Origin of the sequence: Aeromonas rivuli (genome assembly GCF_000820045.1) — a bacterium.
GTDB lineage: Bacteria > Pseudomonadota > Gammaproteobacteria > Enterobacterales > Aeromonadaceae > Aeromonas > Aeromonas rivuli.
The window spans coordinates 1-2,419 of the sequence record NZ_CDBJ01000033.1; the positions used below are offsets into that span (position 1 = coordinate 1).

Genomic DNA, 2,419 nt, shown 5'->3' on the forward strand with positions numbered 1-2,419 from the left:
AGGATCCTGCACCGTCTTGGCCAGGTCTGCCACTGTGATTTGGGTCGGGTCCATCTGGCCGCCAGCGCCGCCTGCCACTATGACGGGGATCTTGTTGCGCTTGCAGAAGGCTATCAGCGCTACCTTGGCTTTGACCGAATCAATGGCATCGACCACATAGTCAAATTCCCGCTTGATATGCTCGGCCAGGTTGTCCGCCGTCACGAAGTCATCCACTTCCGTCACGGTGCAATCGGGGTTGATGGCCCGAATGCGCTCGGCCATCACTTCCGTCTTGAGACGGCCAACCGTGCCCTGCATGGCATGGATCTGGCGGTTGGTGTTGGTGATGCAGATGTCATCCATGTCGATCAGGGTGATCTGGTTGATCCCGGCCCGAGCCAGCGCCTCTGCCGCCCAGGAGCCAACCCCGCCGATCCCCACCACGCACACCCTGGCCTGGCTGAAGGCACCCAGTGCCTGCTGGCCATAGAGGCGGGCAATGCCCCCGAATCGCTGTAAATACTCTGCAGTCATACCATCACCTTGTTTGAAGGCCGTCATTATACCTGCCTGATCCCCAGGGTGCAGCCTGAACAGGGGTGAAGACGACATTGCACCAGCGTCAGTGTCTGATCCCTCTCATAATACTTCGACGAGATAGTCATTCAGACCTCGCAATGTGAGCCTGTGACTGATGCAGTCCGGTGCATCCTCCGGATGATGGGAGACAAACAACAGTTGGCTGGGACTCTGACTCACCAGAAGGCTGATCCAGTGGCGCACCAACTGACGATTGACCGCATCCAGCCCCTGCAGCGGCTCGTCGAGGATCAGCAAGGCCGGATGCTTGACCATGGCACGCACGATCAACAACAGACGCTGCTGACCCCAGGACAACTGCTGAAAGGAGCGATCCGCGTACTCCGCCATGCCAAGCAGCGTCAGCCAAGCCAGCGCCAGTTTGCGCTGCCTGTCCGTTGGCCGCTCATACAACCCTATGCTGTCATAGAAGCCGGACAACACCAGGGTCAGCGCCGAACAGTTGACCCTGTAATCCTGATGTAGACTCGAACTTACCAGGCCGATATGGCGCTTTATCTCCCAGATGGTCTCGCCACTGCCACGTCTGCGGCCAAACAGGGTCAGATCATTGGCATAACCCTGAGGATGCTCCCCGCACACCAAACTCAACAGCGTAGACTTGCCCGCCCCGTTGGCGCCACAGAGGTGCCAGTGCTCCCCGGGTGCCACTCGCCAGTCCAACCCCTCGATAACCGCCTCACCACCGTAGCTGACTCGCCCCTGACGCAGTATCACCAGAGGTTTCGACTCAGCCAGCGGCTCGGGGGAACTGTCGGCCTCCGGCAGAGGCAAGCTGGCCAGGGTCTGTTGCCGTGCAGCCGCCAGCAGTCGAGCCGATGCCAGCACCTCCTGACGTGACCCCCGAGTGAGCAAGGTTCCATTCTCAAGCAAGCCCATGGATCCGCTCCACTCCGGCGTCTCTTCGATGCGGTTCAAGATAAGGATCAGGGTGATACCGCTCTGCTTGAGTACCAGCAAGGCGTCCGCCAACTGCCGGCGGGAGGTTTGATCCAGTCCCTCGAAGGGCTCGTCGAGCACCAGCAAGCGAGGCTGCGCCATCAATGCCTGGCAGAGCATGGCCTTGCGCGTCTCCCCCGTCGACAAGTAGTGAAAGGGTCTCTCAAGCAGATGGGCAATACCAAATTGCGCCGCCAGGGCCTCGCAACGTGCCGCATCCCTGTGTTCGGCCTGGATCAACTGCCGGGTGAGCCAACCATCCTCCTCTTCGGTCAGCAACCAGTCACTATTGCGCTGCTGCCAGTCGGCCGCCAACAAGGCTTGTAACCGCTCAAGGGAGATGAGCGCCAAGGGGGCTAAATCATGCTCGAACACCCCCGTCTTGGGGATCAACTCGTCGGCCAGGATCCTGGCGAGGGTCGATTTTCCGCTACCATTGCTGCCAATGAAAGCCCAGCACTCCCCTGCTGCAATCTCTAACGTCTTTAAGGTAAAAATCTGTCCCTTGCTCAGCACAAACTGGGCATCAAGGCTGCTTATCCTTGCCATCACTTACCATCCAACCCCTTTGATCCTAGAAACAGACTGCAGGCCAGCCATAAAAAATCCAAGTAAAAGCTGATGCAACCATCATCGGAAGGCCCTGGACATAGCTGGGGGAAAGGAGATGGCGTGCCATGCAGGGGAGTGATTATGCGGAACAAGGGACAGGGCACGCAGCGGTGCGACAACGGAAAAGCAAAAAGGCCTTCCCGATTGGGAAGGCCTTCTCTATTTATTGGCGGAGCGGACGGGGAGACGGACACGGTCCGGCTCAAGCACAAGGTGCCACAGGCAGGGACCGAGTTGCCAGTGGCAAGTCGCAGCCCTGTCTGTGGTCCCTTGTTTCCTTAATCCC

General features: G+C 58.9%; 2 protein-coding genes. Both read right to left on the reverse strand.

The genetic code is table 11. From position 1 onward, the window contains the following. The coding region (locus BN1130_RS07440) for a tRNA threonylcarbamoyladenosine dehydratase (RefSeq protein ID WP_042041182.1) at nt 1-516 on the reverse strand (516 nt) is incomplete at its 3' end. 105 nt (nt 517-621) lie between these two features. Further along, nucleotides 622-2,070, reverse strand: a complete 1,449-nt coding sequence (gene modF, locus BN1130_RS07445) for a molybdate ABC transporter ATP-binding protein ModF (protein WP_042041181.1) — start codon at nt 2,068-2,070, stop codon at nt 622-624. Nucleotides 2,071-2,419 lie beyond the last annotated feature (349 nt).